The sequence below is a fragment of the Pseudaeromonas aegiceratis genome (assembly GCF_046254905.1).
GTDB classification, from domain to species: Bacteria; Pseudomonadota; Gammaproteobacteria; order Enterobacterales; family Aeromonadaceae; genus Pseudaeromonas; species Pseudaeromonas aegiceratis.
Genome location: NZ_CP158016.1, coordinates 2,021,922 through 2,047,381, shown reverse-complemented (window position 1 = coordinate 2,047,381; position 25,460 = coordinate 2,021,922). Strand labels below are relative to the sequence as shown.

General features: G+C 61.7%; 24 protein-coding genes and 4 tRNA genes. 12 read left to right on the top strand and 16 right to left on the bottom strand.

Features of this window, described 5'->3' with window-relative positions; all coding sequences use genetic code 11:
- Nucleotides 1-615: 615 nt before the first annotated feature.
- Nucleotides 616-715, top strand: a tRNA-OTHER gene (locus tag ABHF91_RS09685).
- Between the two features lie 196 nt (nucleotides 716-911).
- Here ABHF91_RS09685 and ABHF91_RS09680 read toward each other — a convergent pair.
- The 4 genes from ABHF91_RS09680 to ABHF91_RS09665 all read right to left on the bottom strand — a co-directional run bounded on the left by ABHF91_RS09680 (nucleotide 912) and on the right by ABHF91_RS09665 (nucleotide 3,958).
- A complete protein-coding gene (locus tag ABHF91_RS09680) occupies nucleotides 912-1,337 on the bottom strand; it encodes an OsmC family protein (protein ID WP_409420097.1) in 426 nt (141 codons plus the stop codon).
- A gap of 64 nt (nucleotides 1,338-1,401) precedes the next feature.
- A complete protein-coding gene (trxB, locus tag ABHF91_RS09675; RefSeq protein WP_409420096.1) occupies nucleotides 1,402-2,355 on the bottom strand; it encodes a thioredoxin-disulfide reductase in 954 nt (317 codons plus the stop codon).
- Nucleotides 2,352-2,672 (bottom strand): thioredoxin family protein, encoded by a 321-nt coding sequence (locus ABHF91_RS09670; RefSeq protein ID WP_409420095.1) that lies wholly within the window; start codon nucleotides 2,670-2,672, stop codon nucleotides 2,352-2,354. The genes trxB and ABHF91_RS09670 overlap by 4 nt, the downstream gene beginning before the upstream one ends.
- A gap of 26 nt (nucleotides 2,673-2,698) precedes the next feature.
- Nucleotides 2,699-3,958: an MFS transporter gene (locus ABHF91_RS09665; RefSeq protein ID WP_409420094.1), complete on the bottom strand. Its 1,260-nt coding sequence runs from the start codon at nucleotides 3,956-3,958 to the stop codon at nucleotides 2,699-2,701.
- Between the two features lie 123 nt (nucleotides 3,959-4,081).
- Here ABHF91_RS09665 and ABHF91_RS09660 point away from each other — a divergent pair, with 123 nt between their 5' ends.
- The 4 genes from ABHF91_RS09660 to ABHF91_RS09645 all read left to right on the top strand — a co-directional run bounded on the left by ABHF91_RS09660 (nucleotide 4,082) and on the right by ABHF91_RS09645 (nucleotide 7,601).
- The gene (locus ABHF91_RS09660; protein ID WP_409420093.1) at nucleotides 4,082-4,717 is read left to right on the top strand and encodes a TetR/AcrR family transcriptional regulator; all 636 of its coding nucleotides are present in this window, start codon (nucleotides 4,082-4,084) and stop codon (nucleotides 4,715-4,717) included.
- A 33-nt stretch (nucleotides 4,718-4,750) separates the two neighbouring features.
- Complete coding sequence (locus tag ABHF91_RS09655; RefSeq protein WP_409420092.1) at nucleotides 4,751-5,242, top strand: DUF2938 family protein; 492 nt, start codon at nucleotides 4,751-4,753, stop codon at nucleotides 5,240-5,242.
- A gap of 150 nt (nucleotides 5,243-5,392) precedes the next feature.
- Entirely contained in the window at nucleotides 5,393-6,790 is a 1,398-nt protein-coding gene (lpdA, locus tag ABHF91_RS09650) for a dihydrolipoyl dehydrogenase (protein WP_409420091.1), read from the top strand.
- Nucleotides 6,791-6,965: 175 nt separating this feature from the next.
- The gene (locus ABHF91_RS09645; RefSeq protein WP_409420090.1) at nucleotides 6,966-7,601 is read left to right on the top strand and encodes an ArsR/SmtB family transcription factor; all 636 of its coding nucleotides are present in this window, start codon (nucleotides 6,966-6,968) and stop codon (nucleotides 7,599-7,601) included.
- Nucleotides 7,602-7,848: 247 nt separating this feature from the next.
- Here the strand turns inward: ABHF91_RS09645 and ABHF91_RS09640 are convergent, their stop codons facing one another.
- Entirely contained in the window at nucleotides 7,849-8,601 is a 753-nt protein-coding gene (locus ABHF91_RS09640) for an outer membrane protein OmpK (protein WP_409420089.1), read from the bottom strand.
- Nucleotides 8,602-9,226: 625 nt separating this feature from the next.
- Between ABHF91_RS09640 and ABHF91_RS09635 the strand changes: the two genes are divergently transcribed.
- The gene (locus tag ABHF91_RS09635; RefSeq protein ID WP_409420088.1) at nucleotides 9,227-11,647 is read left to right on the top strand and encodes a beta-glucosidase; all 2,421 of its coding nucleotides are present in this window, start codon (nucleotides 9,227-9,229) and stop codon (nucleotides 11,645-11,647) included.
- A 57-nt stretch (nucleotides 11,648-11,704) separates the two neighbouring features.
- On the opposite strand, the gene ABHF91_RS09630 is transcribed toward ABHF91_RS09635, so the two are convergent.
- Complete coding sequence (locus ABHF91_RS09630; RefSeq protein ID WP_409420087.1) at nucleotides 11,705-12,586, bottom strand: LysR family transcriptional regulator; 882 nt, start codon at nucleotides 12,584-12,586, stop codon at nucleotides 11,705-11,707.
- Between the two features lie 145 nt (nucleotides 12,587-12,731).
- Here ABHF91_RS09630 and ABHF91_RS09625 point away from each other — a divergent pair, with 145 nt between their 5' ends.
- Together ABHF91_RS09625 and fghA are read left to right on the top strand one after the other, a co-directional pair.
- Nucleotides 12,732-13,853, top strand: a complete 1,122-nt coding sequence (locus tag ABHF91_RS09625) for an S-(hydroxymethyl)glutathione dehydrogenase/class III alcohol dehydrogenase (protein WP_409420086.1) — start codon at nucleotides 12,732-12,734, stop codon at nucleotides 13,851-13,853.
- A 43-nt stretch (nucleotides 13,854-13,896) separates the two neighbouring features.
- Nucleotides 13,897-14,742, top strand: coding sequence for an S-formylglutathione hydrolase (gene fghA, locus ABHF91_RS09620; RefSeq protein WP_409420085.1), 846 nt, complete (start codon nucleotides 13,897-13,899; stop codon nucleotides 14,740-14,742).
- 81 nt (nucleotides 14,743-14,823) lie between these two features.
- Here the strand turns inward: fghA and ABHF91_RS09615 are convergent, their stop codons facing one another.
- On the bottom strand, nucleotides 14,824-15,693 hold the full coding sequence (locus tag ABHF91_RS09615; protein ID WP_409420084.1) for a dimethylarginine dimethylaminohydrolase family protein: 870 nt from the start codon (nucleotides 15,691-15,693) through the stop codon (nucleotides 14,824-14,826).
- Between the two features lie 204 nt (nucleotides 15,694-15,897).
- On the opposite strand from ABHF91_RS09615, the gene ABHF91_RS09610 reads away from it, so the two are divergent.
- From ABHF91_RS09610 to ABHF91_RS09595, 4 genes are all read left to right on the top strand, one after another.
- Nucleotides 15,898-16,665, top strand: a complete 768-nt coding sequence (locus tag ABHF91_RS09610; protein WP_409420083.1) for a transporter substrate-binding domain-containing protein — start codon at nucleotides 15,898-15,900, stop codon at nucleotides 16,663-16,665.
- Nucleotides 16,666-16,689: 24 nt separating this feature from the next.
- Nucleotides 16,690-17,415, top strand: coding sequence for an ABC transporter permease (locus ABHF91_RS09605; RefSeq protein WP_409420082.1), 726 nt, complete (start codon nucleotides 16,690-16,692; stop codon nucleotides 17,413-17,415).
- Nucleotides 17,408-18,181 (top strand): ABC transporter permease, encoded by a 774-nt coding sequence (locus ABHF91_RS09600; RefSeq protein ID WP_409420081.1) that lies wholly within the window; start codon nucleotides 17,408-17,410, stop codon nucleotides 18,179-18,181. Before ABHF91_RS09605 ends, ABHF91_RS09600 begins: the two co-directional genes overlap by 8 nt.
- 120 nt (nucleotides 18,182-18,301) lie before the next feature.
- Nucleotides 18,302-18,946: a TetR/AcrR family transcriptional regulator gene (locus ABHF91_RS09595; RefSeq protein ID WP_409420080.1), complete on the top strand. Its 645-nt coding sequence runs from the start codon at nucleotides 18,302-18,304 to the stop codon at nucleotides 18,944-18,946.
- Between the two features lie 80 nt (nucleotides 18,947-19,026).
- Here ABHF91_RS09595 and epd read toward each other — a convergent pair whose 3' ends face one another.
- From epd to ABHF91_RS09550, 9 genes are all read right to left on the bottom strand, one after another.
- On the bottom strand, nucleotides 19,027-20,055 hold the full coding sequence (gene epd, locus ABHF91_RS09590) for an erythrose-4-phosphate dehydrogenase (protein ID WP_409420079.1): 1,029 nt from the start codon (nucleotides 20,053-20,055) through the stop codon (nucleotides 19,027-19,029).
- A gap of 127 nt (nucleotides 20,056-20,182) precedes the next feature.
- A tRNA-Val gene (locus ABHF91_RS09585) sits at nucleotides 20,183-20,259 on the bottom strand.
- Between the two features lie 25 nt (nucleotides 20,260-20,284).
- Nucleotides 20,285-20,361, bottom strand: a tRNA-Val gene (locus tag ABHF91_RS09580).
- Between the two features lie 25 nt (nucleotides 20,362-20,386).
- Nucleotides 20,387-20,463, bottom strand: a tRNA-Val gene (locus ABHF91_RS09575).
- A gap of 176 nt (nucleotides 20,464-20,639) precedes the next feature.
- Nucleotides 20,640-22,061, bottom strand: a complete 1,422-nt coding sequence (locus ABHF91_RS09570) for a putrescine aminotransferase (protein ID WP_409420078.1) — start codon at nucleotides 22,059-22,061, stop codon at nucleotides 20,640-20,642.
- A gap of 436 nt (nucleotides 22,062-22,497) precedes the next feature.
- Nucleotides 22,498-23,841, bottom strand: coding sequence for an MATE family efflux transporter (locus tag ABHF91_RS09565; RefSeq protein ID WP_409423102.1), 1,344 nt, complete (start codon nucleotides 23,839-23,841; stop codon nucleotides 22,498-22,500).
- Nucleotides 23,842-23,922: 81 nt separating this feature from the next.
- Nucleotides 23,923-24,129, bottom strand: a complete 207-nt coding sequence (locus tag ABHF91_RS09560) for a YaeP family protein (protein ID WP_409420077.1) — start codon at nucleotides 24,127-24,129, stop codon at nucleotides 23,923-23,925.
- Between the two features lie 79 nt (nucleotides 24,130-24,208).
- Entirely contained in the window at nucleotides 24,209-24,412 is a 204-nt protein-coding gene (locus ABHF91_RS09555; protein ID WP_409420076.1) for a CPXCG motif-containing cysteine-rich protein, read from the bottom strand.
- A 78-nt stretch (nucleotides 24,413-24,490) separates the two neighbouring features.
- Nucleotides 24,491-25,354 (bottom strand): fructosamine kinase family protein, encoded by an 864-nt coding sequence (locus ABHF91_RS09550; protein ID WP_409420075.1) that lies wholly within the window; start codon nucleotides 25,352-25,354, stop codon nucleotides 24,491-24,493.
- Between the last annotated feature and the right edge of the window lie 106 nt (nucleotides 25,355-25,460).

The following is a 25,460-nucleotide window of genomic DNA, read 5'->3' as shown; positions in this document are numbered from 1 at the left end:
GATTAACACCCCAGGTTCTCCGGTCCAAAAACCGGATGGTTGCACACACTCCGGGGTGGTCAAAATTGGACGCTGAAAACCCCGGAAACCTGGTCATTTTTGCGCGCTGATCAACAGAAAGGGCGGTGGACTGCCGAACAGGCAGCTTAGAAAGGCAGACCCAGCACCTGTTCGCGGGTCTGATCGTGGACTGCCGAACAGGCAGCTTAGAAAAAGAGGTATTATGCACATCCAGCCCTAGATTTGATCAAGAAGAACAGTCGGTGCGGTCCTGTGCCAAAACAGTACCTGCTGATTTACCAGTTCTTGCTGGGGCCTTATCGGAGGTTCATACGAGATTCATGTTGAGCTGAAGCAGCACCGTCCATACATTGTGAGTGGATCCATACTGTCTAGCTTGTAAGGCTATCTCAACCCAAGTGGAGCAGTGGATGCGCGAGACCCGGAGTGGCGACAAGTAGCGTGCTGACGCCAGAGCTTGGAAATGATTCATATGCCGTCGCTTGCCGGGCGCCATTCTGTCGAAAAATATAAAAAATCATATCAATCACTACCATATTGACAATATTGGATATTTACCTATATTGGTTGGCAATGAAATGGAACAATCACTTCGTGTTTTAATGGTTTAATTTCATTGTAAGCTATTGAATTTAAAGGATTTATGTGGCGTTTTTGTGAAAAAACGAGGGTTCGAATCCCTCCCTCACCGCCATATAAAACAAAAACCCCCTGTCGCAAGACAGGGGGTTTTTGTTTTATCTGGTGATGGGTGGACCTGGTTCGGGGCCTGCGGCCGTACGCAGGGCGCGGGCCAGGGATAGGCCGCGTCAAGCCAGACCGGCAATTGGAAGCGCCTTTCAGGCGGCGCTGAAAAGGCCCTCGCTGCCAGTCGGCCTGCGCCGCCGGGTTTATTGGGCCAGGCTTGCTTCGATCAGGACGCCGCCTTGGCGGAGGATATTGCCGATCAGGCAAACCTTGTCGGCGCGGGCCACCAAGCCGGCCAGGCTGGCAACTTGTTCGGTGCTGGCGGTCGGGGCTAGGGCGATGTTGGCGGTGTGGCGGATCTGCAGCACCTTCTCCACTTCGTCGGCCTGGGTGGCGACGTTCAGCTGTTGCACCGGCAGCTTGCGATTGTCCAGGATGGCCGTCAGGGTGGCGATGAAGCAGGCGGCCGCCGAGGAGGCGAGCAGCTGCTTCGGGTTCGAACCCTGGCCACTGCCGCCCAGTTCGGCCGGGATGCTGATGGGCACGTTAAAGTCGTGGCCACGGATTTCCCCTGTACCGGCGAAACCCTGCTGCCAGGTCAGATCCAGCTTGATGCTATTGGTTGCCATTGTGTTGCTACTCCTGTTGTTGATAAGGACGATGCGTTGGTCATAGTGCAAGGGCGACGGCCCCTTAGCGGGGGCTAGCCAAAAAGCGTTCGGCGTCCAGCGCGGCCATGCAACCAAACCCCGCCGAGGTGATGGCCTGGCGGTAGTGCTGGTCGGCCACATCGCCGGTGGCAAACACACCGGGAACAGAGGTGGCGGTGACATTACCGGCCAGGCCGGATTGGATGGTCAGGTAGCCATGGTTCATGGCCAACTGCTGGTCGAACAGTGATGTATTGGGTTGGTGACCGATGGCGATGAAGACCCCCTGGGCCTGGATCTCCTGCTGGCTACCGTCGAGCACCGAACTCAGGCGGATGCCGGTCACCCCCTGCTCGTCCCCCAGTATCTCCTGCACCGTGTGGTGCCAGACGGGGATAATCTTGCCTTGGCTCACGCGATCAAACAGTTGATCCTGCATGATTTTTTCCGCCCGCAGGCTGTCGCGCCTGTGCACCAGATAGACGTGGCGCGCTATGTTGGACAGATAGAGGGCTTCCTCCACGGCGGTGTTGCCGCCACCCACCACCACATCCTGCCCCTGGTAGAAGAAGCCGTCACAGGTGGCGCACGCCGAGACGCCGCGCCCCTTGAAGGCCTCTTCGGACGGCAGGCCAAGGTACTTGGCCGAGGCGCCGGTGGCAATGATCAGGGCATCGCAGCTGTAACTGCCACTATCGCCCCGCAGGATAAAGGGGCGCTCCGCCAGTTCCACCTGATGGATATGATCGAACACCACCTGGGTGGCGAAGCGCTCGGCATGGGACTGCATGCGCGCCATCAGGCCGGGCCCCTGCAGGCCATGCTCCTCGCCGGGCCAGTTGTCGATCTCTGTGGTGGTCATCAATTGGCCACCCAGTTGCAGCCCGGTGATCACCACGGGCTTGAGATTGGCCCGTGCGGCATAGATGGCCGCGCTCCTGCCTGCCGGGCCGGAGCCCAGGATGATCAGGGGATGGTGGATGGGATGAGCGCTCATGCCAGATTCCTCGTCACCAGTTCGCGCAACCGGCCCTTGTCCATCAGGCCGACATTGCCGTCCACCGCCTGACCCTCCTTGACGATCACTATGGTCGGGATGGAGCGAATGCCGAAGCGGGCGGCCAGCGGCCCCTGCTGATCGATGTCGACTTCGGCGAAGTGCGCCTGGTCCTTGAGCTCCTCGGCGATCGCCAGATAGAGGGGCAGTATCATGGTGCAGGGCTTGCACCAGCTGGCCCAGAAGCGGATGACATGGGTGCCGGGGGCTTGCAGCACGGCGCTGTCAATATTGCTTTCGGTGAGGTTGGTAGTCATATGAACTCCTTGGTTCCGGGGGATGATTAGACAGGGGCTGCGGCGTCATCGGCGCAGCGGCCACCAAAGCGCGCGCGTTCGGCCGCACAATCGCGGCGGTCCAGCCAGCCACTCACCAGCACCAGTACCAGGCTGATGGCGACCACGCCGGCGGCAACGGGCCCGGTGGCCATGACGCCGGAGCTCAGCACCACCTCGCCGCCGGCCCAGGCACCGAGGGCAATCCCGGCGTTAAAGGCCGAAATATTCATGCTTGATGCGGCATCCAGCGAGGCCGGGGCCAACCGCTTGGCCTGCTGGACTATGTAGAGTTGCAGCACTGGGATGGAGCCGAAGGCGACCGCGCCCCACAGCATGACGACGGGCACCATGGCATAGGGATGGGGCGCGACCCGATCCAGCACAGCCAGCACAGCGGTCAGGATGGCCAGGATCCCGAACAGGGTCGGTACGCTGCCCTTACGGTCGGCCAGTTTGGCGCACCACATGTTGCCGACGGTCACCGCCAGGCCATACAACACCAGCACCAGACCCACTTGGTTGAGGCTGAAGCCGGTGACCCGCTGCAGGATCTCCGACAGAAAGGTAAAGGCGATGAAGGCGCCGCCGTAGCCGATACAGGTGATGGCGAAGATCAGCAGCAGGCGGGGCACCAGGACCACCTTGAGCTGGTCGCGGATCCGGGCCGCCGCCGGTCGTTCGCTGTGCTTGGGCAGCCCCAGCAGTATGGCCAGTGCGGCCAGCCCGCCGACGCCGGAGACCAGCAAGAAGGCGCTGCGCCAGCCGAAGGCCTCACTGAGGAAACTGCCCAGGGGGACGCCGGATACCAGGGCGATGGTGAGCCCGGAAAACATGATGGCGATGGCTTCGCCGGCCCGCTCTTTGGGCACCAGGCTGGCGGCCACTATGGTCGCCATGGAATAGAAGACCCCTTGCACCGCGCCGGCCAGCACGCGGGACGTCAACAGGGTGGTGAAGTCCTGGGCGAAGTAGGCCACCAGGTTGGCCACCACGAACACGGCCATCAATCCGGCGGCGAGCCGGCGGCGGTCAAGTCGGCCGGTCAGGGTGGTCAAGATAGGGGCAGCCACCGCGACGGCCAGCGCATAGATGCTGACGATGAGGCCGGCTGAGGGCAGGGGGACCTGCATGTCCTGGGCTATGGTGGGCAGTATGCCGACCACCACAAATTCGGCCATGCCAATGGCCAGGGCGGCGATGGCCAGGGCCAGCAGGCCAAGGGGGATGTGCTTGCTGGGGGGTTGCCCGTTGAGAGATGACGTCATGGGTTTGGGTACCAGAGTTATTTATGGAATGATCGTTCTATAAGTTAACCCAAGGGGATTCGTTGTCAATAAATTATGGATTGGTTAATCTATAATTCGTTTTTCTCATCAGGAGTGTCGGCGATGGCGCGTACCGGACGGCCCAGAACTTTCGACCGCGATGCGGCCGTGGAGCAGGCGATGAAGCTGTTCTGGGCCCGTGGCTTTGAACCCACCACCCTGGCCGATTTGCGGGCCGCCCTGGGGGATCTGTCAGCCGCGAGTTTCTATGCGGCCTTTGGTTCCAAAGAGGCGCTGTTTAGCGAGTGCCTCGCCCTGTACATGCGCACCTGCGGTGAGCTGACCGACTGCCTGCGCCAGCCGGATCTGAGTCATCGCGACGCCATGTGCAGCCTGCTGCACCGGGCGATCCGGGTGCAGACTGCGCCGGACAAGCCCAGTGGTTGCATGGCGGTGCTGTCGGGCCTCAACTGCTTCGGCGGCAACGGCGCCGTGGCCAAGGAGGTGGCCGAGGCCCGGCGCCTGACCCGGGAGGCGATCGCCGAGTGCGTGCGGGACGGCCAGGCGGCGGGTGAGCTGCCGGCCGATACCGATGGCGCGGCACTGACGCTGGTGCTGGACACCTTTCTCAAGGGGGTGGCGGTGCAGGCGCGTGATGGGATCGACGCAGAGCAGCTGCATCGCAGTGCCGAGCTGTTGATGCAGCTATGGTGGCCGACACCTGAGTCGCCAAATGAGGCACAGGGGACGGTCGATTAAGCGTTAGTCGATTAAGTGTTAATAGGAGAGTTAATGAAAGAGGTGATCTGGTTTTGCCTGGTAACAGGCGTGTTATCCACAGTGGCATTGGATATCTGGGTGATCCTGGTAGAGCGGGTGACGGGATTGCCGCCCACCAACTGGGGCATGGTGGGCCGCTGGCTGACGGGCCTGCGGGCCGGCCATTGGGTGCTGCGGGGCGATGACCCCTCCGCCCCCAGCGTCGGCGAGCGGGCCCTGGGCTGGGGCTTCCACTATCTGGTGGGCATGGGGTATGCGGTGCTGATCCTCTTGTGCTGGGGTACGGCATTTGTGCAGGCGCCCACCGCCTTGCCGGTGTTTATCATAGGGGTGGTGGTCAGCACCCTGGCCGGCCTGATGATACTGATGCCGGGGCTGGGTGCCGGTTTCATGGGGGCGAAACTGCCTAATCAGGGTGCCATGCTGGTCTATCTGCTGGTGGCCCACGGGGTCTACGCCCTGGCGCTCTACGGCGCGGCCTTGTGGGTCAGTCACTGGGTCTAGACGCTGTATGTCTGACCGTGTGATGTCGGTCATCCAGGGGACGGCGGCTTCCCATGATTTGTTGATCAATGACAAGAAAAGACGCCAGGCATTCCTTTAACCTGCCGCTATTCTATTATTCATTAGATTAATGGCTAGATGAGGCAACAAATGAAGACAGATATTCTGGTAATTGGTGGTGGTCCCGGTGGGCACGTGGCGGCAATCAAGGCGGTGGAACTGGGTGGTCGCGCCATCGTGATCGAACAGTACAAGCTGGGTGGGACCTGTTTGCACCAGGGCTGCATCCCGACCAAGACCCTGCTGCACACCACAGATGTCCTGCACGAGATCCAGCATGCGGCCGTGCTGGGGATCGATGTGGGGGCGGCGTCCGTCGATCTGACCCGCCTGCAAGAACGCAAGAATGCCATCATCAACGGCATCACCGAAGGGGTGAACGGTCTGGTGGCCAGCAAGGGCGTCGAGGTGCTGTATGGCACGGCAGAGCTGTTGTCTGACAAGCAGGCCAAGCTGATCCAAGCCGATGGCAGCGAACAGATCATCGATTTCGACAAGCTGGTGCTGGCCACCGGCTCCGTGCCGGCCAGCCTGCCCATCGCCGGGACCGATCTGCCGCAGGTCATCACCAGCAACGAGGCCCTGTCCCTGACCGAGGTGCCGGCGAAGTTGGTGGTGATTGGTGGTGGCGTCATCGGCGTGGAATTTGCCCAGCTGATGCATCGCCTGGGCGCCGAGGTGTCCATCATAGAGGCGCACCACAAGATCCTGTCCCACATGGATGACGAGCTGTCCAACGAACTGGCCGATATCCTGCGGACCGAAGGGATCCGCGTCTGTGTCAACGCCAAGGTGTCTGCCATCAGCAAGACGACGACCGGGGTCGATGTGTGTTTTGCCACCGAGCAGGGTGCCGAAACCGTGCCGGCGGATCTGGTGCTGATGGCCGTGGGCAGACGGCCCAACCTGAGCGGCTTTGGCCTGGAAAAGACCGGCGTGACCACCGAGCGTGGCGCCATCGTGGTGAACGGTTACATGCAGACCAACGTGCCTCACATCTACGCCGTGGGGGATTGCACCGGGGGCTATATGCTGGCCCACGTGGCGATGGAGCAGGGCATAGTGGCGGCCAAGAACCTGGTCAAGGGCAACCACGAGCTGTTTGATCCGGCCACGGTTCCCGCCTGTGTCTACACCAGCCCGGAGTTTGCCACCGTGGGTCTGTCCGAGCAGGCGGCGCGGCAGCGTGGTGAGGTCAAGATCGGCCAGACCTCCCTGGCGGGCAATGCCAAGACCATGATAGTGCAGCAAACCGGGACCGTGAAGTTCGTGGTGGATGCGGCCACCAACCGGGTGCTGGGCATGCACATCCTCGGCCCCAGAGCCAGCGACATGATCCACGAAGGGGCCTTGGCCATCAAGAAAGCCGCCACCATCGAAGACATCATCCACACCATTCACGGCCACCCCACCATCGCAGAAGGGGTGCATGAGGCCGCAGAAGATGTGTTTGGTAACGCCATCTACAAGGCCTATCCGCAAGCCTAACGCTGGCGGCGCTTCACACAGAGGTGGGCAGCCTTGCCCACCTTGTTTCCGGACAGGTTCCTAGCCGCGCCTCGCTCATCCCGCCTCGCTCCCTTGCCCCCATAGGCCAAATCACCGATCTCGGTGTACAATCTGCGCCTTTGCGATTTGTCGTTACCGTACCAGAGGCCTCAAGATGCTCGACTACTACGCCTATGAAAGTGTTGCCGACTTTGTGAAGGCCTTGAGTCATGAGAAGCGGTTGCAGCTGGTCGAATTGCTGAGCAGCCAGGAGCGTTGTGTGGAAGATCTGGCCAACTCCATGGGCATCGGCATCAAGTCGGTTTCGGCCCACCTGCGTGTCATGCGGACCCATGGGGTCCTGACGACCCGTAAAGAGGGGCTGCGGGTCTACTATCGCCTGCGCAACAACGCCATTCTGGAGCTGTATCAGCATATTCTGGATGTGGCCCTGGAGGGCAAAGACATCACGCCGCTGAATGCGGCCAACGGCCTGTGCCTGACCCTGCATGAGCTGTTGGCTGCCCTGCAGCGTGATGACGTGACCCTGATCGATGTGCGGGATCGCGAGTCCTATGCCGAAGGGCATATTCCCGGTGCGATTTCGGTGCCCATTGACGAGTTGGAGGAGGCCAGTGCGACCTGCTGCGATGCCGATAAGCTGCTGATCGTGTACTGCGAGGGATACTACTGTATTCAGGCGCTGGACGCGGTGCGCATCCTGCTGGCTAAGCAATATCCGGTTAAGGTCTATCGCAACGGCCTAAAGGAGTGGGCCGACGCGGGTTTTAAGCTGGCCAAGGCGAGCTAGTGGGGCTGCCCTGCTTGCAAGAAGGCCCGCCTAAACCGCGTACTGTGCTCCTTTCTAGCAAATTTAGCGCCAGATCCTGGCCGGTAAGGCGGCGCAGCGTCTGGTCCTCCCGGTGCCGGCCAGGCGTAGAAACAAACGGAGCTAGTTGTGGGGCCCGATGGGGCTGTGCGGTTTCAAGTTGCACTGGGCGGGGGCTGCAAAAAAAAGTGGCAGCGTTTGCTGCCACCTTATGCCGGGGAGTTCAGGCTTAGAAGTGATATTTAACGATGGCGGAGTAGGTGTTTTGATCCACGCCCTTCACGCCATATTTGTCACTCCAGTAGTCATATTCGATCCCGACCAGCAGATGGTTTTCGAAAGACTTTCCGGCCAGCAACTGACCCAGGTCATATTTAATCTGCGGGTTGAAGTGGACGTTTTCCTGGTAGCCATTGTCATCATCCGAGGCAAAGACCCAGTCCACATAACCGTCAAATACGATCTTGCTGCTGCCAAGCGGCAGATCCATGCGCCAGACCGGCGTCAACTGCCAGCCGCTGCTGTCGTTATTGTCCGCATCCCGGCGATACAGGTTCAGCTGCAAGTAGGTGAAATGGGGGACTTGCCAGTCGGTGCCTATCCCGTAGAGATAGCTTTCCACCTTGCCTTCACCATGTTCATAGGTGAAGGCGGCTGACCAATCGGTGATCGGGCCCACTGCCAGATCAGCCCCCAAAATCTTGCCGGCGCTAAAGCGCGGAGAGAATTCACCATAGTTGGTGTTCTTGTTGGCGGTGGCGCCATGGTTTTGCGTGAAATCTTCAAACCAGAACCAGTCACCATATGTCCAGCCACCGGCTGATTCCAACGTGATGGTGGTTTGTTCAGCGGCAGGGGCAAGTTTATAGTCATCGCCATACAAGCCGGTCACGCTGGTGTCAGTCCACTGAATGATATCGCCGGCAAAGGCGCTGGGCACCACGGCACAGAGGGACAAATACAAACAGGTCTTCTTGAACATGAATAATATTCCTTTATGAAGCGACTACCGAGATTCCGTAAATTGATGATGTGTCATCTGATTTAATATGAAATGACTGGGTCGGTTGTTGTGGACGTGGGGCGATAAGCGCCGAGCCTGTCGAGCCGACGGCATCGGGTTCGCGCCGATCCGAGCATGTGTTGACGTCTGCACGCCATGAAAAAGGCGCGAGTCACATCACGGGGCGGCGGCAATGCTAACTGAACCCTGCAGGGAAAATCTACCCAAACCGCACCGCGGCCGGACTGGCCGAGGGGCTGTCCCATGGGATCCTCACCGCCGCCTGCGACGTCTGCCGCCTTGCCGCAACGGCGAGCCGGGCGCAACCAACAAAATGTAACTGACGGTAAAAAATCGCAATTCTGAAACCGCTTTCGTACTCCTGCCACGCCGCTACAAACCGCACAAAATCCGCACCATTTGGATAAATGCCCCGGTTCGCTGACAGCTAGTGTTGACCTGGGTTAGCGAATATCCCTTGGCGACTGTGCTTGTCTGCGGTGCTGGGGCCGGCTGATCCGTGGGAGCCCTTGCCATCCTGGGTATCCGGCCAGGGGCCTGCGAGGCAATAACAATACCGATAACGTTTCAAGGAAGTGAAAACATGATGATTTTTAAGCCCAAGATTAATGTGCTCAGCGTGGCCGTCGCCGTCGCCCTCACAGGTATCATCGTCGGTTGTAACGACAGTGATGACAGCAGCAGTACCGTCAAGGACAATGCCTATTACAAGGCCCAGGCCGAATCCTTGATCGCCAAGATGAGCATCGCCGAGCAGCTGAACATGTTGATCGGCCCCGGGTATGACACCAGCACCTGGACGATCAATACCGCCGCCGTGGCCAATCTCAATGGCGCGGTAGATGGCGCGGCCGGCTACATCAGCGGTGTGCTTAATACGGATGAAGGGGTGGATGTGGCTGCCGCCGTGCTGGCCGACGGGCCTGCCGGTATTCGCATCAGCCCGACCCGCGACGATGAAGCGGGTACCTTCTACGCCACCGGCTTCCCGGTGGGCACTCTGTTGGCCTCCAGCTGGAACCTGGAACTGGCCCAGGAGGTCGGCGCCGCCGCCGGTAACGAGGCCAAGGAGTATGGCGTCGATTTCTGGTTGGCACCGGGCATGAATATTCAGCGTAACCCGTTGAACGGGCGAAACTTTGAATACTATTCCGAAGATCCCCTGGTAGCCGGCGCCATGGCGGCCGCCATTACCGAGGGGTCCCAATCCGAAGGGGTGGCCACCACCATCAAGCACTTCGTGGCCAACAACTCCGAAACCAACCGCATGAACGTGGACAACATCATCTCTCCCCGTGCCCTGCGTGAGATCTACCTGCGCGGCTTCCAGTATGCGGTGGAGAACGCCCAGCCCTGGGCCCTGATGACCTCCTACAACAAGGTCAATGGTACCTATACCAGCCAGCGGTCCGATCTGGTGACCTCGGTGCTGCGGGACGAGTGGGGCTATGAAGGCATGGTGATGAGCGACTGGTTCGCCGGGGATGATCCCGTGGCGCAGCTCAATGCCGGTAACGATCTGATCCAGCCCGGCGGCGTCAACTTCGCCAACGGCTCCGATTACACCGATTACCTGACCCGGGTGCAGAGTGCCTACACCAATGGGGAGATCACCGACTCTGTGATCACCACGGATGCCACCCGCATCCTGACCCAGATGCTCAAGACCACCACCAACCAGGGGGTCGGTGGCAGCAACAACCCGGATCTGAACGCCCACGCCGAGATCTCCAAGCAGGCCGCCGAAGAAGGCATGGTGCTGCTGAAAAACAGCGATAGCACCCTGCCCATCGACACCAGCAAGACCATCGCCAGCTTTGGGGTTGGCCAGATCAACACCCTGAAGGGCGGCACCGGCAGTGGCGACGTGCACTCCGCCTATGTGACCACCATCGCCGAGGGGCTGGCCAAGCAGTTCACCCTGGACAGCACTTTGACCTCCTATTACGAGGCGTTCTACGAGGCCAACAAGGTTGAAACCACCGACTCCTTCGGTGTCTCCACCGTGGTGACCTGTGATGAGGCGGATGTGAGCGCCACCGACATCGCCACCTATGCCGCCAACGACGACATCGCCGTCATCACCCTGGGCCGCAACTCAGGGGAGGGTACCGACCGCACCAACACCGCCGGGGATTATCAGCTGACCGAGGTGGAAACCAACCTGATCAGCAACGTGGCGACCGCCTTCCATAACGAAGGTAAGAAGGTGGTGGTGGTGCTCAACATCGCCGGGGTGATCGACACCAGCTGGAAGGATGAGGTGGACGGTATTCTGCTGGCGTACATGCCGGGTCAGGAAGCTGGCGACGCCATCGCCGACCTGCTCTCCGGTGCGGCCAATCCCAGCGGCAAGCTGGCCCAGACCTTCCCGGAAAGCTATGACGACGTGCCCTCCGCCACCACCTTCACCGGCGAAGACACCGACAGCGACGGCACCGTGGATACCAACTACTACAACGAAGACATCTACGTGGGTTACCGCTACTACGATAGCTTCAACAAGGCGGTTTCCTATCCGTTCGGCTTTGGCCTCTCCTACACCAGCTTCGACTACAGTGGTGCCGCTGTCGCCAGCAACACCCTGGACAGCGATGGGGCCAAGGGTGTCGTGACCCTGACCGCCACCATCACCAACTCGGGTGCCGTGGCCGGTAAGGAAGTGGCCCAGGTCTACATCAATGCCCCCGAGGTCAAGCTGAAGAAACCCACCATCGAGCTCAAGGCCTTCGGCAAGACGGACGAACTGGATCCGGCGGCTTCCCAGACCCTGACCTTCAGCATTCCGGCTGCCGTGCTGGCCAGCTTCGATGCCGACGAGAATGAGTGGATCATCGAGCCGGGCACCTACAACGCCTACATCAGCCCGTCCTCGGATGTCTCCAGCGTCACGGCGGTAACCTTCTCCGTGGCTGACGAGATTGTGGTGAGCACCACCACCGCCGGGGCCCTGGCCCTGCCGGATGGCGTCTCAGCCGCTGACTTTGTCACCGTCAGCGAATAATCCATTCCTTACGCTAGTTGGCGAGTCTGCGGACTCGCCTTTTTTTTGCCCGCGTGGCTAGGCCGGCGGGGCGGCGAGGGCCTCGGCCAGGTGGTCCAGCAGCATGCGCACCTTGGGGGAGAGGTGACGGTTGTGGGGGTAGAGGGCCCAGACGCCCTCCTCATCAGGCTGATACTGGGGCAGCAGGGCCACCAGTTCGCCATGTTGCAGCAGATCCTGCACGTAGTAGTCTGGCAGTTGCACCAGCCCCAACCCCTTGAGGGCGGCATCCACCAGCACTTGGCCGCTGTTGCAGCGCAGGTTGCCGTGTACCCGCACGTTGCGGGACTGGCCACCCTCCTGAAAACGCCAGTAATCCAGGGTGCCCAGCAGGCAGTTGTGGCGCTCCAGCTCCCCCAGGCTGTGAGGGGCACCGTGGCGGGCGAGGTAGGCGGGGCTGGCACACAAAAACAGCCGGCGGCTGGCCAGCCGGCGGGCCATCATGGTCGAGTCGGTGAGCCGGCCCAGGCGAATGGCCAGATCATAGCCCTGCTGCACCAGATCCAGGGTCTGGTTGGTGAGCTCCAGCCGCACCTCCAGCTCGGGATAGCGGGCGACGAAGTCGTTGATAAGCGGTGCCAGGGTGCGCTCGCCGTAGGTGACCGGCGCCGTCATCAGCAGCCGGCCCATGGGGCGCTGCTGCAGGTTGGTCACCAGACGCTCGGCGGCCTCCAGGCCATCGAGCACAGGGCGGCACTGCTGGTAATAGAGCTGGCCGGCCTCGGTGAGGGCCACCTTGCGGGTGGTGCGGTTGATGAGCCGCACCGCCAGCCGCTCCTCCAGAGCACTCACCCGGCGGCTGACCTGGGCGGTGGAGACGCCGAGCCGCCGTCCCGCGGCGGTGAAGCTCTGGCACTCCACCACGGCGACAAATTCACAGACCCCATCCCACTGCACCATTGGCTCACTCCTCCTGCTGACCGGCAGATTATTACCATCTGGCAAAAGTCATTTGCAAGTTGCCTGGATTATTTCAGTTATAACCGGCTCCTATAATGAGGCACCGCCGGCCCCCTGCGCCGGCCATTCCCCAGAGGAGTCTTCCATGAGTGATGTGATCAAATGCCGGGCGGCCATCGCCTGGGGCCCGGGCCAGCCGCTGCGTATCGAAGAGGTGGACGTGCTGCCGCCCAAGGCCGGTGAGGTGCGGGTGCGCATCGTGGCCAGCGGCGTCTGCCATACCGATGCCTTCACCCTGTCCGGCGACGATCCCGAAGGGGTCTTCCCCTGCATCCTGGGCCACGAGGGCGGTGGCATCGTCGAGTCGGTGGGCGAGGGCGTCACCAGCGTGCAGGTGGGGGATCACGTGATCCCGCTCTACACCCCAGAGTGTGGCGAGTGCAAGTTCTGCAAGTCCGGCAAGACCAACTTGTGCCAGAAGATCCGCGAGACCCAGGGCAAGGGGCTGATGCCGGACGGCACCACCCGCTTCTTCAAGGATGGCCAGCCCATCTACCACTACATGGGCTGCTCCACCTTTTCCGAATACACGGTACTGCCGGAAATTTCCCTGGCCAAGGTGAATCCCAGTGCGCCGCTGGAAGAGGTCTGCCTGCTGGGCTGTGGCGTCACCACCGGCATGGGCGCCGTGGTGAACACCGCCAAGGTGGAAGCCGGCGCCAGCGTGGCCATCTTCGGCCTGGGGGGCATAGGTCTGTCGGCCATCATAGGGGCCACCATGGCCAAGGCCGGCCGCATCATCGCCATCGACATCAACGAGAGCAAGTTCGAGCTGGCCCGCAAGCTGGGTGCCACCGACTGCATCAACCCCAACGACTATGACAAGCCGATCCAGCAGGTCATCGTCGAGCTGACCGACGGCGGCGTGGATTACTCCTTCGAGTGCATCGGCAACGTCAACGTCATGCGCTCCGCCCTGGAGTGCTGTCACAAGGGCTGGGGCGAGTCGGTGATCATCGGGGTGGCCGGCGCCGGCCAGGAGATCGCCACCCGGCCGTTCCAACTGGTGACCGGGCGCGTCTGGCGCGGCTCCGCCTTCGGTGGCGTCAAGGGCCGCTCCGAGTTGCCGGGCATCGTCGAGCGCTACCTAGCCGGCGAGTTCAAGCTGGATGACTTCATCACCCACACCATGGGGCTAAGCGAGATCAACGAGGCCTTCGAGCTGATGCACGCCGGCAAGAGCATCCGCAGCGTCATTCACTTCTAAGTACCAGGGCGCGGGCCAAGCCCGCGTCGTCAAGGAGAGCCCCATGACGCTTGAAAACATCAGCTGCAACAAGAGCTTCGGCGGTTGGCACAAGCAGTACCGCCACGACTCCAGCACCCTGGGTTGCACCATGCGCTTTGCCATCTTCCTGCCGACCCAGGCCAGCGAGCAGCAGCCGGTGCCCGTGCTCTACTGGTTGTCCGGTCTCACCTGCACGGATGAAAACTTCATGCAGAAGGCCGGTGCCCAGCGGCTGGCCGCCGAGTTGGGCATGGCCATAGTGGCGCCGGACACCAGCCCCCGCGGGGAGGATGTCGCCGATGATGCCGCCTACGATCTGGGCCAGGGGGCGGGATTTTACCTCAACGCCACCCAGGCGCCCTGGGCGCGGCACTACCGCATGTATGACTATGTGGTGCAGGAGCTGCCGGCCCTGATCGAAGCGCACTTCCCGGTGAGCCAGCGCCGGGCCCTGGCGGGGCACTCCATGGGGGGGCACGGCGCCCTGACCATCGGCATCCGGGAGGCGGCGCGCTATTGCAGCCTGTCGGCCTTTAGCCCCATCAGCCATCCGGTGGCCTGCCCCTGGGGACAGAAAGCCTTCACCGCCTACCTGGGGGAGGCGCCGCAACACTGGCGAGAGCACGATGCCAGCCTGCTGATGCGCGAGGCCAGCCAGGGGTTGCCGACCCTGGTGGATCAGGGGCTGGACGACAGCTTCCTGACCGCGCAGCTGATGCCCGAGCAGCTGGAGTTGGCGGCCCAGCACAGCGGTTTTCCCCTGACCCTGCGGCGTCATGCCGGCTACGATCACAGCTACTACTTCATCGCCAGCTTTATCGAGGATCACCTGCGCTTTCATGCCCGCCATCTGGGGTTGACCGGCTAGGTTTTGCTCCTCCTCAATCAACAAAAAGGCACGCCATGCGTGCCTTTTCCATCTTCGCTCGAGAACGCTATCACCGGCAGCTTAGCGCACCAGGGGGTTGGTCAGGCAGGTGGGACCGCCCTCGCAGGCCATGCACAGGGCGTCGCCGGCAAACACGCTCACCCGGGTGCCACTGGCCTCCATCGCCGCCCGGGTCTTGGGGAAGCCGTCGATCATGATGCAGTGATCGGGACTCGTGGGCAGCACGTTGAGATTGAGGCCGAAGGAGGCGGTGAACTCGTCTTCCGGCGCCACCACCATCTCGATGCCCCGAGACGTGAGCAGTTGCCACAGGGCGGCGGGAATGAGCGGCGGGTGCACTAGGTACTTGGTCTCGGTGAGGGGGGAGATCACCGACATCAGGTGCAGGCAGGCGGCCTCACCGCCCCAGTAGGGCATGTCAAAGCCCAGCACCTGGATGCCATGGGGATTGAGCAGGGCGTTGAGCTGTCGCACCCCCTCGCGGTTGGAGCGAAAGCCCAGGCCCACCAGCAGGGTCTGTTCGTCCAGCCAGATGGTGTCGCCACCCTCGACCTTGGCCTCGCCCTCCAGCTGGCCCAGCACCGGGATGCCCTGGGCCTCGAAGAAGCGGCGATGCAGATCCGGCTCGGCGGTGCGCAGGGGCTTGCCCATCTTCAACGGGATGGCACCAAAGCGGGTGATGAGGGAGGCATCGCGGGTGAACATGGCATCGGCCAGGCCGTCGTTGTCATCGGGCAGCCAGTGGATCTGGGCACCGGAGGCCTCGATCAGGCTGGCGAAGGCGTCGTACTGCGCCAGGGCCTGCTTGGCATCGAACAGGCTGTTGTAGTGCCACTTGTCGGGATCGGCGGCCAGCAGGCTGGCGCCGGGGCGGCGCATCAGCACCTGGGTCATCGTATTTGCCATGCTCTGGCAGCCGTATTGGTTCATTGGTTCCTCCTGATCCTGCACTGGTCAAAAACTCATTGACATACACGTTATACGGACGCATAAAGTTATGCAACTGTATAAATCAACGCGTCAGCCATCGGCAACATTCCGCGCAGTCCAGGTCCACCCGACCCGTCTGCACGGGGCTTGCCGCTCATTAACCAAGTGCGACCCTAGGGTCATTCACGCTCAAGGAAGAAACTCATGAACCGCAAACAGCTCGTACTCTTTACCGGATTGACCCTGGCTTCCCTGTCCGCCCTGGCCCAGCCGCTGCGCATCGGTGTCGCCACCGAACCCTATCCACCCTTCGCCGTGGCGGACGCCGCCGGCCACTATTCCGGTTGGGAGATCGACATCACCAAGGCGGTCTGTGCCCAGGCCAAGCTGGATTGCCAGTTCGTGGCGGTGGCCTGGGACGGCATCATTCCCTCCCTGCTGGCGGACAAGATCGACGTCATCGCCGCCTCCTTGTCCATCACGGATGAGCGCAGCCAGGTGATCGACTTCTCCGACAAGTACTACCAGACCGGCGCCATGCTGGCGGTGGCCGCCGGCAGCGACATCAAGCCGACCCCGGCTGGGGTGGCGGGGCACAAGATCGGCGTGCAGTCCGGCTCCATCCACCAGGCCTATGCCCTGCAGTATTTCAAGGGCGCCACCATCCAGGAGTATCAGACCCAGGATGAGGCGGATCAGGATCTGTTTGCCGGCCGCATCGACGGTACCCTGGCGGACGCCCTGGTGCTGGAGACCTTCTTGAAGAGCGACGAAGGCAAGGGCTGCTGCAGCGATGCCGGCCTGGTGGCCCAGGACGATGCCTTGCTGGGCAAGGGCATCGGCTTTGGCCTGCGCAAGGGCAACGATGCCTTGAAAGCCAGCCTGAACCAGGCGATCCAGGCTATCCGTGCCGATGGCACCTATGACAAGATCACCGCCCAGTACTTCAACTTCAACATCTACGGCGAATAAGCCGGGGCCGGACAGGAGACCCGCGTGACCAACTATCAGACCATGAGCCTGGGCCAGTTGCTGGCCCTCGCCCCGCCAGGCTGGGGCGGCACCCTGCTCAGCGGCTTGGGGGTCTCCTTGCTGGTGGCGGGCCTGGGCTACCTGCTGGGCCTGTTGATTGGCTTGGGGGGCGCCCAGCTGCGCCGCAGCCGCAGCCTGCTGGGCCAGGATCTGGTGACCCTCTACACCACACTGGTGCGGGCCGTGCCTGAGCTCGTTCTGATCCTGCTGGTCTATTTTGCGCTGCCCCAGGCGCTGAACAGCCTGCTGGCCTGGCTGGGGCTGGGCAAGCTGGCCATCAACGGCCTGGTGGCGGGGGTGCTGGTCATCGCCTTCGTCCAGGGCGCCTACGCCACCGAGGTGATCCGCGGCGCCATGAATGCGGTGCCCCTGGGTCAGCTGGAAGCGGCCCACAGCTTTGGCATGCGGCCCTGGCAGGTGTTTCGCCGCATCCTGCTGCCGGCCATGCTGCCCGGCGCCTTGCCGGGGCTCTCCAACCTCTGGCTCATCGCCACCAAGGATACGGCGCTGCTGGCGGTGGTGGGCTTTGCCGAGCTGACCCTGGCGGCCCGCCAGGCCGCCGGCGCCACCAAGCACTATTTCCTGTTTCTGATGGCCGCCGGTGTCCTCTACCTGCTGGTCTCCTTGCTGTCCAACTGGCTGTTCAAGTGGCTGGAGCAGCGGCTGCTGCCGGGGAGGGCCCATGCTTGACTCCCTGCTGACCCGGCCCCACCGCCTGTTGCTGCTGGGCATCGGCGTGGCGTTGCTGCTGGCCATGGTGTTTGGCATGCAGTGGGCCTGGCTGCTGCGCTATTGGCCGGCGATCCTCGACGGTCTCGGCCATACCCTGCTGCTGCTCATCGGCAGCGTGCTGCTGGGCTTTGTGCTGTGCATTCCCCTGGCGCTCATGCAGGTCCAGGGGCCGGCACCGCTGGCCTGGCTAGCCCACGGCTTCTGCACCCTGATCCGCGGCACGCCCATCTTGTTGCAGTTGTGGCTGCTCTATTACGGCATCGGCTCCCTGTTTCCCTATCTTCCCGGCATACGGCAAAGCTGGCTGTGGCCCTATCTCACCCAGGTGTGGCCCTATGCCCTGGTGGCGTTGACATTGTCGTTCGCCGGTTACGAGGGGGAAGTGATGCGCGGCGCCCTGAAGGGGGTGCCTCGCGGCCAGCTGGAGGCGGCCCGCGCCATGGGCATGACCCCCTTCACCCTGCTGTGGCGCATCTGGCTGCCCTGCGCCATCCAGCGGGTGCTGCCGACCCTGAACGGCGAGCTGATCCTGCAATTGAAGGCCACACCGCTGGCCGCCACCATCGCCTTTATCGATGTCTATGCGGTGTTCGGCCGCATCCGCCAGGAGACGTTCATCGTCTACGAGCCCTTGCTGCTGCTGGCGGCCGTGTACCTGGTGATCGCCGGACTCATCACCCTGGGCTTCCGTCACCTGGCCGGGCGCTATCCGGTGGGGGAATAAGGCGGGGCCGATCCGGCTCGCTGATCCGACCGGCGAGACATGCTAGGATCGCCGGCCAAAACATGCTCACTCGAGACCGGTTGACCGGGCGAGTCGGCGAATCGAACCATGCGAAGCACCATGAACGAGAAACGCAGAACCCCACGCAAAGAGATGTCCGAGAGTCGCAAGGCCGAGCTTATCGAAGCCACCCTGCGGCTCATCGCCCGGGACGGCGTCAAGGCTGCCACCGTGCGCTCCATCGCCGACGAGGCCAATGTCACCCAGGGGCTGATCCGCTATTACTTCCGCAGCAAGGAGGAGCTGATCATCGCCGCCTATGAGAAGCACATGACGGATCTCATCGATGTGGCGGCCCAGGCGGCGGAGGGCGAGTTCGCCTCGGCGGGCAGTCGGCTGGCGCGCTTCGTGGAGGCTTCGGTGCGACCGCCCATCATAGCCCCCCAGGTCATCGCCCTGTGGGCCGGCTTCTTTCAGATGCTGTTCCATCACGACGCCATGCGTGAGAGCCACCGCAAGACCTACAACCTGCTGCGCCGGCACATCAAGGCGCTGATCGCCGATCTGTTTGCCGAGCAGGGGCGGGCGGTGGACGAGCAGCAGCTCAGGGAGCTCTCCATCGCCTGTAACGCCATCCTGGATGGCCTGTGGATCGAGGGCGGCGCCCTGCCGGAAGAGTTTGCCGGCGACGAACTGGTGCGGGTGGCGCTCCATGGCTTCGGCGCCCTGTTGCAGACCGATCTGGTGGCCTGCCTGGCGGGGTGAGCCGTTTCGCCGGCTAGATAGAATAAGCCCGCTGCTGCGGGCTTTTTTGTCGGCGAGGGGTGCCTCCTGGGTTTACACCCCTAGCGGGCGGCCTGCATGGCGGCGGCGGTGTCCAGCATGCGGTTGGCGAAGCCCCATTCGTTGTCACACCACACCAGCACCTTCACCAGGTGACCGTCGCTGACCCGGGTCTGGCTGCTGTCGATGATGCTGCTGTGGGGATCGTGGTTGAAGTCCACCGACACCAGGGGCGCCTCCACATAATCCAGGATCCCCGCCAGCGGGCCCAGGGCGGCGGCCTGCAGCGCCTGATTGATGGCCGCCACGGTCACCGGTTCACGGACGGTGACGCTCAGGTCCATGGCGGTGACATTGATGGTGGGCACCCGCACGGCGATGGCTTCGAACTTGCCGGCAAACTTGGGCAGTATCCGCTCCAGCCCCTTGGCCAGCCGGGTGTTCACCGGGATGATGGACTGGCTGGCGGCGCGGGTCAGGCGCAGATCCGGGCAGTAGGCGTCGATCACCTGCTGGTCGTTCATCGCCGAGTGGATGGTGGTGATGGTGCCACACTGCACGCCAAAGTGGCGATCCAGCTCGTCGATCACCGGCACTATGCAGTTGGTGGTGCAGGAGCCGTTGGAGACGATCCTGTGCTGCGCCCGCAGATCGGCCTGGTTGATGCCATAGATGACGGTGGCATCCAGGTCGGCGTCCGCCGGATGGGAGAAGAGCACCTTGCCGGCCCCGGCGGCCAGATGCAGTTCGGCGTCCTGCCGGCTGTGCAGCTTGCCGGTACACTCCAGCACCACATCCACTCCCAGCTCGCCCCAGGGCAGCTTGGCGGGGTCCATTTCATGGCACAGGGCCATGCTCTGGTCGCCGACCCGCAGGCGTGGTTTTCCATCGTCGCCGGTGTGCAGGCTCACGGGCCAGCGGAAACGGCCGTGGCTGGAGTCGTATTGCAGCAGGTGGGCTATGCCTGCCGGGGCGGCGGGTTCATTGATGGCGACGATCTGGATATCCTGGCGGCCGCTTTCAAACTGGGCCCGCAGCACGCTGCGGCCGATGCGGCCAAACCCGTTGATGGCAATGCGAATGGGGGACATACAACTTCCCTAAAAAGAGCCAGTGTAATCCATCTGCCTGGCATTGTAACCCGCGGCGGGCGAGGGGTTTGCCTTGGGCGGCGGGTAATAAAAAAGCACTCCTGAGGGAGTGCTTTTTTATCGAATCTGGTGCGTCCTAGTGGACTCGAACCACCGACCCCCACCATGTCAAGGTGGTGCTCTAACCAGCTGAGCTAAGGACGCTTGTTGTCGGTCAGCGCGCGCATTTTGGTGCGTCCTAGTGGACTCGAACCACCGACCCCCACCATGTCAAGGTGGTGCTCTAACCAGCTGAGCTAAGGACGCACTGCGAAGGCCTGACACTTAAACTTGGTGCGTCCTAGTGGACTCGAACCACCGACCCCCACCATGTCAAGGTGGTGCTCTAACCAGCTGAGCTAAGGACGCACGCGTTAAGTGGGGCGAATATTAACGATCTCGCCCGATGCTGGCAACCCCTGACGGGGGGCTTTTTCAAGTGATTGTGTTCGTTTGCCTTTTTACTGAACAGACACGCGGCACAGGAAAAAATTAAGGGCCTATCACTTTGGTGTGATAGGCCCTTAATGTCGGCAAGCGCTGGATCAGGCGTTGACCACCATGCGGGTCTCTGAGGTATCCGGCGTCTCAGGGGTATGGCTGCGATCCATCTGATCGAGCACCAGCTTGGCCCGCTTCAACACCTTGTCCACCAGGGCACGGGTGAGGGTCAGGGGCGGCTCGACGCGAATGGTCTTGGCATTGATCAGGGTCCCTGCCACCAGCACGCCCTGGTCGAACATGCCCTTGGCGAAGGCATAACCCAGGGTGTTGTCGTGGAACTCCATCGCCTGCAGCATGCCGCGGCCACGCACCGCAGAGACCAGGGACGGGTGTTGACGGGCCAGGGTCTTGAGGCCGTCCAGCAGGTATTCACCCACCTCGGCGCTATTGCTGGCCAGATCCTCTTCCAGCATCACGTTGATGGTGGCAATGGCGGCGGCGCAGGCCAGCGGGTTGCCACCAAAGGTGGTGGTGTGCAGGAAGGGGTTGTCAAACAGTACGGAGAACACCTTCTTGCTGGCGATGGTGGCGGACACTGGCATGACGCCACCGCCCAAGGCCTTGGCCAGACAGAGGATATCCGGGGTGGTGTTGCTGTGCTGACAGGCAAACAGCTTGCCAGTACGGCCCATGCCGGTTTGTACCTCGTCGAAAATCAGCAGGGCACCGTATTCATCACACAGCCGACGCAGACCCGGCAGGTAGTCATCCGACGGAATGATGACGCCGCCTTCCCCCTGGATGGGTTCGACGATGACGCCGGCAACCGGGTCACCTTGTTCGGCATGGGCCTTGAGGCTGGCCTCCATGGCGGCCAAATCGCCAAACGGCACATGGCTGAAGCCCGGAACCAGCGGGTAGAAGGGTTGCCGGAACACGGGTTTGGAGGTGGCGGAGAGGGAACCCAGGCTCTTGCCGTGGAAGCCCCCTTCGGTGGCGATAAAGGCAGTACGTCCGCGAGGGGACTGATAAGCCTTGGCGAGCTTCAATGCCGCCTCGACGGCTTCAGTACCACTGTTGCCGAAGAAACAATATTGGAGATCGCCGGGGGTGATATCAGCCAGCAATTTGGCCAGCAAGGCACGCAGTGGGTCCAGCATCTCCTGGCTGTGCAGGGGTTGCTTGGCCAACTGGCGTTCCACCGCCTTGACCACGGTGGGATGACGATGGCCGACGTTGAAGATGCCAAAGCCACCTAGGCAGTCGATGTATTCGCGCCCCTTGGTGTCAATCAGGGTGTTGGGACCAGTGGCGCGCCATTCGATGGCAGCGTGTTGACCTTGCTCGGTAACGGACTTGCGGTATTCCAGGAAGCCTGGGTTAACGTGGTTGCGGAAGTTAGCGATGGTTTCTTGATTCAGCCACTCTACCTCTTGCTCGGAGAGTTCTGCCTTGTCGATCAGCGCCAGGGCTTTGCGCGACAAGGATAAGGGGGTACCTGGGTCATGGGCCTTGTTCTTCATGGGATAATTCCTTTTGTTGCGAAAGGAGAGCGCCTTTCATCGTGATTCCACTCTAATCCAGAATTAATCGCATACGCAATGTGGCCAAAATGCTGCAAAAAGGGCTTGTCGCAGGCACCTGTATGAATATGCATCGGCTCTAGGTTGGCAAGCTGGTTTGTCTCCTTCACAACAACTTTTAATGCTGTATAAACACAAAACACAGCATTGATGTGCGTATTTGGCAAATTGTTGGTGTTATTAACTGGTTCGCACTCAAAATGCGGTTTTTAAATCCAAAAATAGGGGTTTATGCAAAATATGGGATATTTATGCAGTGTCGGTGAGCAGACAAATGGGGGGGTAAGTCATTGATTTCACTATAATGGGGCGCAATTGCCCCATTGTGATGCGTTTGGCGTGCCAAGGGTAGGCAATCACCAGAAAGCGAAGTTAACTACCTGTTTTTAAAGAAGATAACCTTAAGGCGCCAACTGAATAAACCGGCGGCGCAGGTCAGACCACTGATCAGGCCTATCCAAAATCCCTGGGGGCCCATGGCCGGCCGCAGCAGATCCGTCAGGCCCAGCACCACACCTACCGGCAAACCGACCCCCCAATAGGCCACCATGGTGATGGCAAAAATCATCTTGGTATCCTTGTAGCCCCGCAGTGCACCGGAAGAGACGACCTGTACCGTATCGGAGAACTGATAGATGGCGGCAAAGATCAGCAGTTGCGCGGCCAGGGCGATGACCATGGTGTCCTCTGTGTAGCGGCTGGCGATCCAGTGGCGGCCCTGCCAGGTCAGGGTGGCGGTCAGCATGGCCAGACAGAGGCCGAGCAGCAGGCTGGCCAGGGTGGCGCGGCGGGCTCGGGCGGGTTCCCCTTCACCCAACGCATGTCCGACCCGGATGGAGGTGGCAAAGCCCAAGGAGAGTGGCAGCATGAACACCAGGGAGGAGAAGTTCAGGGCGATCTGGTGACCGGCCACCAGATCGGTGCCTAACGAGGCCAGCAGTATGGCAACCAGGGTGAACATGGTGACTTCGCAAAAGGTGGCCAAGCCTAACGGCAGCCCTAACAGGCTCAGCCGCTTGAGGGTGGACCACTGGGGCCAGGGGCACTGCTGGAACAGGCGACAGTGGCGATAGCGGGGCGAGCGAACGACAAACCACCACATGGAAAGGGCCATGGCCCAGAACACCAGCGCCGAGGCGACCCCGCAGCCCACCGCCCCTAACGCCGGTAGCCCCAGCTTGCCGTAGATCAGCACATAGTTGGCCGGAATGTTCAGCAGCAGGCCGATGAAACCGATGAACATGGTGGGGGCGGTGAAGGAGAGCCCCTCGGTATAGTTGCGCAGCACCTGGTAAACAAGGTAGGCGGGCAGTCCCCAGGCGATGGCATGCAGGTAGCCGGCGGTCTTGTGTGCCAGGGCCGGTGCCACGTCCATCCAGGGCAGCAGCACGGGGGAGAAGTAGAGCAGCAGCAGGGCCGGGGGGCTGATGAGCAGGCTTAACCAGAGTCCCTGGCTGATAAAGGAGGGGATCTCGTCGGCACGGCGGGCACCATTTAGCTGCGCCACCATGGGGGTGATGGCCATCAGCAGCCCCTGGCTGAACAGTATGATGGGCAGCCAGAAACTGCTGGCGATGGACACGGCGGCCAGATCGACGGCACTGACTTGCCCCGCCATCAGGGTGTCAACAAACGTCATGGCGGTCTGGGCTACCTGGGCCAGCAGTATGGGCAGCGCGAGACGGACGAGATGACGGACCTCGCCAGCGTAGGCAAGGATACGAGAACGAGCCATGGGGATACCGCCAACATGAATGGGCCCAGCGGGCCCGAAAAGAGAGTGTCAGGTTACGTGTGTGAGTTAGTCGTCCTGATGATCGCTCATCAGCAGGTTGGCCGCGGCCAGGGCGGCCTGCTCCTTGATATCCTCCGGCACACGGGGATCCTCGGCCACGGCATCCAAGGCGCGTACCGCTGCGGCGATGGCCTGGGGAATGAAGCCAATATCACCGCTGCCAATCTGGCTGTAGGCCATGCGCACGCGCTCGCCACATTCAAAATACTTCATGTCACCTCCGTTAAAAACGCAGGCGAGTATACTACCGGTCGCACAGCCTCACCAGTCGGCGCAACAGCCCATCCTGGACCTAGAAAATCTGTTCGTCGTCCGTGTCCACAAACAGCTGCAGGCGATCTTTGAGTTCGTCCCTGTGCAGGCGCAGATGGATGGTGGCGCCGCAGGCCAGACACTCATCCTGGTAGTCCTGATCGCCCTGGGTGGCATCCAGCTCGACAGAGGTGTGATGGCCACAATGGGGGCAGACGATGGTTCTTTGCAGATATTCACGCATGATGACCTCCGAACTTCCGGGCCTAGCTTGAGTGTAGCTGCTGGCATCGCGATCAGACTGTGGCGCGGCGCACGTCCTCTATAGCGCCAGCAACTGATGCAGATGATGCTCTACCGGCCGTCGGTAAGCCTCGCCGTAGCGATTGAGGTGGGCCAACAGCGGATAGAGGTTATAGGCCAGCTTGCGCATTTCATGACCGGCCGGGGGCTGCCAGCGACTGGCATACCCTTGGTAGAAGGGGTCGGGCAGGGAACCGAACAGCTCGCTCATGGCCAGGTCCACTTCGCGATCGCCAAAGTAGCAGGCGGGGTCGAACAGCACGCCGCTGCCGGCAGTAAAGCCCAGGTTGCCGCACCAGAGATTGCCGTGCAGCAGGGCCGGGGTGGGCTGATGATTGGCCAACAGACGACGCACTGTGTCCACCAGCTCATCAATGGGCATCAGGTGCACGCCTTTTTCCGCCAGCAACTGCAGCTGCCAGCCGATGCGCTGCTCGGCGAAAAACTGGGACCAACTGCGTTGCCACTGGTTGGGCTGCGGCGTGTGCAGGAAGAAGTTATCCTCGTCCCAGCCATACATGGCCTGTTCCTGGCTTTCGTGCAGATCGGCCAGGGCTGTGCCCAGGGTAAACCACTGTTGCTCGGTGCCGGTTTCCATGGGCAGGAATTCCATGGCCAGGAAGCCGTGATCGCCGGCCACGCCACAGCAGTAGGGGTGGGGGATCTTGAGGGTTCGGCTTTGGGCCAGGCAGTGCAGTCCGCGCATCTCCACCGCCAGTTGTTCGGCCTCATGGCGGGGCAACAGTTTGATGAACAGGCTGAGGCCGTCGTCCTCCACCAGCATGCGGCGACACTCGTCGTCCTGGATCAGGGATTCACGGCGCCGGATAACAAAGGGGCGTTGCAGGGCATCGGCTATCTGATTGGCGATGGAGTGCCACATGGTGTCCTCCTCGGAGAGATGAGCGATCTGCTGTCAGTATAGAGAGAATTCCCGCCGGACATGATGCGGTTGACTCCACAAGTTGGATTTCCCTGTGGCATTGCGT

Coding starts and splice junctions, on each gene's coding strand:
- ABHF91_RS09555 (WP_409420076.1), bottom strand. CDS start 24,412: ATGCGTGAATATCTGCAAAGAACCATCGTCTGCCCCCATTGTGGCCAT.
- ABHF91_RS09595 (WP_409420080.1), top strand. CDS start 18,302: ATGAACGAGAAACGCAGAACCCCACGCAAAGAGATGTCCGAGAGTCGC.
- ABHF91_RS09550 (WP_409420075.1), bottom strand. CDS start 25,354: ATGTGGCACTCCATCGCCAATCAGATAGCCGATGCCCTGCAACGCCCC.
- trxB (WP_409420096.1), bottom strand. CDS start 2,355: ATGAGCGCTCATCCCATCCACCATCCCCTGATCATCCTGGGCTCCGGC.
- ABHF91_RS09570 (WP_409420078.1), bottom strand. CDS start 22,061: ATGAAGAACAAGGCCCATGACCCAGGTACCCCCTTATCCTTGTCGCGC.
- ABHF91_RS09670 (WP_409420095.1), bottom strand. CDS start 2,672: ATGACTACCAACCTCACCGAAAGCAATATTGACAGCGCCGTGCTGCAA.
- ABHF91_RS09600 (WP_409420081.1), top strand. CDS start 17,408: ATGCTTGACTCCCTGCTGACCCGGCCCCACCGCCTGTTGCTGCTGGGC.
- ABHF91_RS09630 (WP_409420087.1), bottom strand. CDS start 12,586: ATGGTGCAGTGGGATGGGGTCTGTGAATTTGTCGCCGTGGTGGAGTGC.
- ABHF91_RS09635 (WP_409420088.1), top strand. CDS start 9,227: ATGATGATTTTTAAGCCCAAGATTAATGTGCTCAGCGTGGCCGTCGCC.
- ABHF91_RS09645 (WP_409420090.1), top strand. CDS start 6,966: ATGCTCGACTACTACGCCTATGAAAGTGTTGCCGACTTTGTGAAGGCC.
- ABHF91_RS09680 (WP_409420097.1), bottom strand. CDS start 1,337: ATGGCAACCAATAGCATCAAGCTGGATCTGACCTGGCAGCAGGGTTTC.
- ABHF91_RS09560 (WP_409420077.1), bottom strand. CDS start 24,129: ATGAAGTATTTTGAATGTGGCGAGCGCGTGCGCATGGCCTACAGCCAG.
- ABHF91_RS09665 (WP_409420094.1), bottom strand. CDS start 3,958: ATGACGTCATCTCTCAACGGGCAACCCCCCAGCAAGCACATCCCCCTT.
- fghA (WP_409420085.1), top strand. CDS start 13,897: ATGACGCTTGAAAACATCAGCTGCAACAAGAGCTTCGGCGGTTGGCAC.
- ABHF91_RS09660 (WP_409420093.1), top strand. CDS start 4,082: ATGGCGCGTACCGGACGGCCCAGAACTTTCGACCGCGATGCGGCCGTG.
- ABHF91_RS09655 (WP_409420092.1), top strand. CDS start 4,751: ATGAAAGAGGTGATCTGGTTTTGCCTGGTAACAGGCGTGTTATCCACA.
- ABHF91_RS09625 (WP_409420086.1), top strand. CDS start 12,732: ATGAGTGATGTGATCAAATGCCGGGCGGCCATCGCCTGGGGCCCGGGC.
- lpdA (WP_409420091.1), top strand. CDS start 5,393: ATGAAGACAGATATTCTGGTAATTGGTGGTGGTCCCGGTGGGCACGTG.
- ABHF91_RS09615 (WP_409420084.1), bottom strand. CDS start 15,693: ATGAACCAATACGGCTGCCAGAGCATGGCAAATACGATGACCCAGGTG.
- ABHF91_RS09640 (WP_409420089.1), bottom strand. CDS start 8,601: ATGTTCAAGAAGACCTGTTTGTATTTGTCCCTCTGTGCCGTGGTGCCC.
- ABHF91_RS09610 (WP_409420083.1), top strand. CDS start 15,898: ATGAACCGCAAACAGCTCGTACTCTTTACCGGATTGACCCTGGCTTCC.
- epd (WP_409420079.1), bottom strand. CDS start 20,055: ATGTCCCCCATTCGCATTGCCATCAACGGGTTTGGCCGCATCGGCCGC.